At 32.4% G+C, this 7,223-nt stretch carries 4 protein-coding genes; 3 read left to right on the forward strand and 1 reads right to left on the reverse strand.

Translation table 11 applies throughout. The features are described 5' to 3' along the window. Positions 1-51: 51 nt before the first annotated feature. Positions 52-2,880 (reverse strand): hybrid sensor histidine kinase/response regulator transcription factor, encoded by a 2,829-nt coding sequence (locus AA089_RS22310; protein ID WP_082113447.1) that lies wholly within the window; start codon positions 2,878-2,880, stop codon positions 52-54. 362 nt (positions 2,881-3,242) lie between these two features. On the opposite strand from AA089_RS22310, the gene AA089_RS22315 reads away from it, so the two are divergent. From AA089_RS22315 to AA089_RS22325, 3 genes are all read left to right on the forward strand, one after another. After that, complete coding sequence (locus AA089_RS22315) at positions 3,243-5,333, forward strand: discoidin domain-containing protein (protein WP_162200472.1); 2,091 nt, start codon at positions 3,243-3,245, stop codon at positions 5,331-5,333. A gap of 167 nt (positions 5,334-5,500) precedes the next feature. Further along, complete coding sequence (locus AA089_RS22320; RefSeq protein ID WP_046759243.1) at positions 5,501-6,112, forward strand: TlpA family protein disulfide reductase; 612 nt, start codon at positions 5,501-5,503, stop codon at positions 6,110-6,112. Positions 6,113-6,196: 84 nt separating this feature from the next. Then, positions 6,197-7,045 (forward strand): hypothetical protein, encoded by an 849-nt coding sequence (locus AA089_RS22325; protein WP_046759244.1) that lies wholly within the window; start codon positions 6,197-6,199, stop codon positions 7,043-7,045. The last annotated feature ends 178 nt before the right edge of the window (positions 7,046-7,223 follow it).

Genomic DNA, 7,223 nt, shown 5'->3' on the forward strand with positions numbered 1-7,223 from the left:
TTCTTGATTTGTTGTTCAATTTATTCTCGCGTAACCACGGATTGTGGATTTTTAAGATGCTTTTCTTTCTATTTTCACCTTCTTGATAAGTTCACCTGGTTTTAGCCCAAATCGTTTTGAAAATACTTTATTAAAATACGAACGACTATTGAGTCCAACTGCATATAATACTTCGCTAATGTTGCTATAGTGATCTTTTACGATTAGGTTATATGCTTTTCGTAATCGAATTTCTAAAATCATTTTTACAGGTGTTAAACCCGTTTTTTCTTGAATAATTTGTGTAAATTGTTTGTGACTGTAACCACAAGATTTTGCCAATTCGTTGATACTAAATTTACTGTTGGTCAAATTTCCGAGAATGGTTGTGTTTATTTTCTCCATAAAATCTGCGTAAGCGCCGTTACACGAAATTCTTTCTCCGTCTTGGCTTTGCAATTGTTTTTTGTAACTATTTTTTTCTAGATGATGATTGATCCGTGTTACAAGTTCCACTCCTTCAAACGGTTTAATGAGATAATCGTCTATTCCGAGTTGTTCTTTATTATTTTCTAAATATTCATCCGCAGAAGCTGTCATCATCATAAAAGGAACAGTTTCATAATTTTTAAAGCTACTTAGTTTAGTTTTTAATTGTTGTCCGTCCATTAGTGGCATTCGTAAATCTGACAGTACTAATTCGTATTGTTCTTTTTGCGCAAAAGATATTGCCTGTGCGCCATCAAAGGCAAATGTGCAGTTTAGTTTTGGAGAAAGCAAGTCTTTAAGGTATCCGATCATTTCAATGTTATCATCTACAATTAATATTTTGGGCAAATTATTTTTTTGAATTTCATTTACATCTTCTGGCATTGTTATTTTTTGATATTCAGTTTTCTTTTCATCTATGTATAATGATGCGTTTTCTATTTGTAATGGTAATTGTATGGTAAATATGCTTCCTACATTTTTTTTACTTTGTAATTGGATGGTTCCATTTAGTTTGGCAACGAGTTCTTGTACTAACGAAAGTCCGATGCCAAATCCGCCATTGACTGAGTTGTTCTTAGTTTGATAGAAACGATCAAAAATTAACTTTTGCTCACTTTTTTCGATACCAATTCCTTCATCTTTGACTACAATGTGTAAACTGTTTTTATTGATAAAGGTATGAATGTAAATTCCGTAGGTAGGACTTGTATATTTTAAGGCATTGGAAATTAAATTGTTTATAATTTTCCGTAAATCTTCATATTGATAGTTAGTTTGTTGGCTGGCTTTTATATTAGATTTGTAATATACATATACCCCTTTTATTGCTGCAACTCCTTGAAAAGCATATACACAATCTTTAAGATATGTTTGTAAGTTGTGCGTTGTTTTTTTGCCTTCTAAAGCATTTTTTTCAAGCTTTAAGAGTGTTAAAAAGTTATTGAGCATTTCAATAATTTGTTCATTATTCCTAACGGTTTTGTCAACATATTTTACAATTTTCGCATAATCCATTGCATTGTTTGTAATCATTTGAAGATATCCTGTAGTGATCGTGATTGGTGTACGAATTTCGTGTGATAGATTTTCAATAAAATTATTCTTGATGAGCGCAATTTCCTTCATTTTATCATTTTCGTATTGTAGTTTCAATCGCTTCTTTTTCCATTTGTGTAAGATGATTAAAAAGATTAGAATGGTAAGTGATACTGAGACTATGAATGTTGAGAATATGTAGAATTTCTTCTTTTCATCAAGCATCAAGGCATTCATTTGGCTTTTTTCTTGTAATATTTTTATTTTTTTATCGTGATTTAATTTAAAATTCAGAATTGAAGCATTCAAATTTAAGTTAAAGCTTTTTACTGCATTCCGTACTGTATAATATTCGCTCAAAGCATAAAAAGCTTCTTTGAAATTCCCCAGCGCTTCATTACTAATAAAGTCTACTTTGTGTAGTTTTATCAAATCAAATTGTTCTACATCAGCTACAGCTGGGTTTGTTTTAGCTAAATTTACATACTGTAATGCACGTTTATATTTTTTTTCTTTTACAAGAAACATAGCTTCATATATACTTTTTTCTGCTTTATCTTTTGAAGACAATACTGTTTTTATTTCATGAAACTTTTGCATGTAGATACGTGCAGAATCTATTTCATCTAACTTGGTATATCTGTTTCTTAATTCAGTGTAATAATACTTTACCACACATTTATTTTCTGCAAAATCGGCAAAATCCAAATTCTTTAAAATAGCAATTGCCTCTTTGGTATTTCCTAAGGAAGCAACATATGAAGCATGATTCATATGAATTCTGCTTTTAAGTATCTTAGAAATAGGTCTATATAAATAGTCTTGCATTAGGATAGAATCCATTTCATGGGACAATTCTAGATTTTGTGTTTTTTTATAGAGTTGTGCTAAATTTATATAGGTAATAATTTCTTTGTCAACTAAACTTGCCGTTTTAAAATAGTCCAATGCTTTGTATAATGAACGAACGGCTTCAAAATATTCTTTTTCATAGAATTTTTTCCTGTAAAGATATAGTTCGGCATCTCCTAAAATTTCTTTGTGGACAATACGTTCATTGATCTTCGTATAATAATGACTTACAGAATCGTACACTTTTTGTGTATCATACATATTCATAAGTGTTACCATTGTCTTTCCATAAATATCATCTAACAAACGATTCTCCTGTTTAGATACTTTAAGCTTTGTCTCTATAATTTTTAAAATTTTATCAGCTCTAGTTATTGTTGTTGCATGTGGCACCGAATTTATCTGCCGAATTGCCTGTTCATACAGCTTTTTTAGAGAGTTGACATCTTTAGTTTTGTAATTGTTACTAGCCTGTAACAGACACGTAAAAATGAGGGAAATAAGTAGGTAGGTCTTTTTCATATGTGTAATAAAACTAAATTTAAGAAAATATTGTTACGGTTTTTCCTTCAAAAAAAGTAAGGTTAAAAAAAAGTAACTTCAAGTAAAAAAAGAGCAAGTATCTTAACTAAAAAAAACAATCATCGTTAAAAATGAGACTATGAAGTCAGCAGTATTTATACACATTTGTAATGTTGAAAATAAATAACATGAGTGAGTGCGCGCTTAAAAATTACTTCTATTAGTTATATAATACTTCAACAAAATGGTAAAACGAAAACCTACTCGTTTTACAAATAAATAACCTATTAAATATCAATAACATGAAAAAAACAAGTGTATTTAAAGAAAGGAGTAAAAGCTTTCTGCTTTCACTTTCAGTTTTGTTAGCCATTGGGCTAACAAGTTGCCAAGACGATGAATTTGTCAATACGGATCTAGCTGAAGATGTATCAAGTGAAGTTTTTGATTCTGTAGACTTTTTATTAGATAGTAAAGGAAATGCTATTGGGTTTTTAGATAAAGAACTTAATAAAGTAGACCTAGATGGTAATCCAATAGAAACAGACAATAGTAAGTACAATTCTTCATCACCACAACGAGTGGTTATGTATCAACATACAAATTTTAACGGTTCGAGATGGGCTTGGTATGGAGGTTCATTGAATGTCCTTATTAAACTTGACACATCTTATTCTGGTGTTGCAAACAATCAAGGAAGTTCAGCAATTGTAGCACCAAACTGTAGTGTTACATTTTATGATAACGCTAATGGTACAAGTGTAATACAAAGTTATCCTAGAGTACCTTTCCCTCGTTATATTGTAAATTTTGTCCCTCTTAACTTAAATGACAGGGTTAGCTCAATTAGAGTAACTTGTGCAAGCAACGCAAATAGTTTTGCAGGTTATGCCTACGATGGAACAAGCTATAGTGGTAAGTCTTTTCCTTTTTATGCAGGAGATAACATCAATCCTAGAAACTTTAGTGGCTGGTCAAACACAACCATTTCTTCAATTGCCATGAATGGATTTAGTGATGCGCACTTTTTGCATTTAGATGACACATCTGATGGAGAGTTTTTACGTGCCCTTTCACAAAATAAAGACATTCCTAATGTGCGTTGGAAAGGAATGCAAAGTTCTAATGTACGATTTTTAGCAAAGGATTACGATAGTGATTTAGAAGATACAGATATCAATACTTTAGCTGGACAAGAATGGCAAACAATAAATGATTTGTATTATGATATTAGCCAACACCAAAATCATCCAACAACTACTGTAACACAGGACGAACTTGATGATTTTTGTATCACGGCAGCTGGACAATGCCAAGCAAGTGCTGGAAATTTAGAGACTGAACAGTCAAAAAAGGAATTTTGGCAAGAGTATATCGGAGGTATCTTCGGTAGTGGTGCTGGAGTAGCATACCTGAGTGTTGCTAACAGACTTGGTACACAAGGGTTCAGACCAGATCAAGTTGCTAGAGCTTTTATTAGAGGATTTAGTAAACATGTTACTCGTGCTCACGAATATTTAATGGGAGAAGAATTACAAGGAGAAACTACATCTGAAGTCGAGCTATCAAATGCCTTTTCGAACGGATCTGTTGATGTAGCACCTGAAGCGGGAGAAAGTGTGGCTTCGACTGGAACGACAGCTGCTGGAGAAGGCTTTGAAGTTATCGCTGATTCTTCAGGAGAGATTATAGAACTTGCAGGAGCCGTAGTAGAGAATGCTGTGGTTGATACTGGAGCTGTAATTGGAGCAGAAGCTACAGGCGCTGCTGCTGCTGGAACAGCTGTAGCTGCTGGAGCATCAGCTGCTGGTGTAGAAGCAGGTGAGGCTATTGTTGCTGCCAGTGTTTTTGAAATTGGAGCAATGACTTGTGGTATTGGAGCCTTAGTTGTGGTTGGTGGTATTGGAATATGGAAATTAACACACAGGCATAAAATTGATCAACATGAAGATTGTAAAATTTTTGCTACTAACTGTGAATCTTCTGGGTTCGGTGGTTTATTTGAAGTAGGTGTTGATTATACAAACCCACCTGGAACAATTACTGCTAGAGCAGAAATAGGTTCTTATGAAGGAAAGGAAAAGGCTTTTGATAACAGCATAACTACAAAATGGTTAGATAATGCTGGAGCACCAACGACTAGTAATCCTAGTTGGATACAAATCGTATTTCCTCAAGCAAAAGTTGTTGATAGACTTGCCATTACAAGTGGAAATGACGCACCTACTCGTGATCCTCAAAACTTTAGATTACGTGGATCTAACAATGGAAGTACTTGGACGACTCTCAAGAGTTGGACTGGCGAGAATTGGAATGCTCGTAGAAAGAAAAGAGAATTTAAATTCGATAATACTTTTACATTTAAGTATTATAGACTTGAAACTACTAGAAATAGAGGAAATATAAATATGACTCAACTAAGCGAAATCGAATTATTCGGTCCACCACAGTAGATGTACCTGTAAGTACTTTGGCAAATTTTGTCAAAGTACTTATTTTAATTTTATTATTTATAAACTAATCTATACAATCCGTTTATGGTACTGAATACTACAGACTATTCTTTTAGTTTTTAAATAATTTCTACAATCAATATATACTTTACCTTAATACTAAAAAAATGAAAAAGCCAATACTAATTATCTTTTTAAGCATACAAGTACTAGTACTAGCAATGGTATCAACTAGTGCCTATTTTACATACATGAACAAAACCAATATACAGAATAACCAAAACGTGTTATTGAATACGCAAGAACGTCTAGGCACTACCTTTGCCTTTATGGACAATATGACCGGAAAGAAACCTAAAAAGGTAGCTGAAACATCACTTTCTAAAGGCAGTGAAGCACCTACTTTTTCCTTACAAGATGAAAACTATAAAGAGATAAAATTAGAAGACTATAAAGGAAAAAAAACACTTTTGGTATTTTCTCAAGAAGGCTGTGACTATTGTGAAAAATTTTACCCTGTATTAAATGCGTTTCTAACTGAGAAAGAAGACATACATGTAGTTGTGATGCAAATTCGCTCAACACCAGAACAAAACAAAAAATACAAAGAACAGCAAGGTATTAAACCCACATTATTAGCGGCTACCGTAAACGTAGTAAAAAATTATAAAGTTGAAGTTACACCAACTTCTGTATTATTAGATGAAGAAGGAAAGGTCATTGCTAGCAAAGGCATTTCTGAACTTGATGAACTTTATGATTTTGTTGAAAAATCATAATTACTACAAATATGATTCAATTTTTTTTTAATTACACCATTAAAAAGAGCAATACAGACTTGATCTTATAAAAACTATAACAACATGAAAAGAGTAAATATATTAAACAACTACAATTCAATCATATACAAGTTTCTTGTAATTCTTATTGTTGGATGTACATTTAGTTGTCAAAAAGAAAATGTAGAAACCAATCCTACGGAAGCAGTAACCAAAGAAAAAATTAAACCATACGTAGAGCCCATAATTTTTAAATATTCATATGACTATCAAGGACAATTATATACTGAAACAGAATGGAATACAAAACTTGCTTCTATTGAAAACCCTTCGTTATCAATTATTGGACTAAACAACGTTATGTTTGTATTTGATAGTGAAATTGAAGCTAAAAATTTTGAAAATGGAGAGCTTCAAAATAAATTAAAAGAAAAACCTACTTCATCATTTTCTACTGCCAAAGCTGACAGAATTACAGGGACTGCAACTGTAAAGTTTAAATTAGAGTTTTTCAAAAACACAAACTACAGTGCTTTATACAGTTACACACATCACGTTACTCGAACAATCAATAGGAGAATAACTTGGTGGGGATGGGCATATTTAGAAGGTCATGAAATAGAAAGTGACTTACCAAGCTGGATTCAAAAAGAAGTATCTTCTTACAGAGCTACTTATGAACAAGGCGGAACTGTTTTTGATCATGGAACAACAGGACAACCTGTATATTTAAGTTTACGATTTCATCTGCGAGCTGGATTATTAAGCGATGGCGGAAGAGTGAGCTGGTCCAAAACATTATATAACGAACCCTACATCCAAAATAGAAAAGTAGAACAAGATCCTGACTTTAGTGATAATAGATTATGGTCTGCTTTTGGGATAACAACTTGGGATAACCAAATTCAATCTTGGCAAGTTGAATTTAGATAATGATTCGTAATAGTGAAGTTTAAAGTTTTTCAAAAAAAATCTCCCAAACGCCTAACACAACGCTTTGGGAGATTTTGATATGTAAAATACTGAATTTATTTCAGCATCTGTTTAAATTTTAGCTCAGAAATAACCTTCTAAAATAGTTTACTTCGCATAATATCCTTCTTCAGGAATC

It is taken from the genome of Kordia jejudonensis, from assembly GCF_001005315.1.
GTDB lineage: Bacteria > Bacteroidota > Bacteroidia > Flavobacteriales > Flavobacteriaceae > Kordia > Kordia jejudonensis.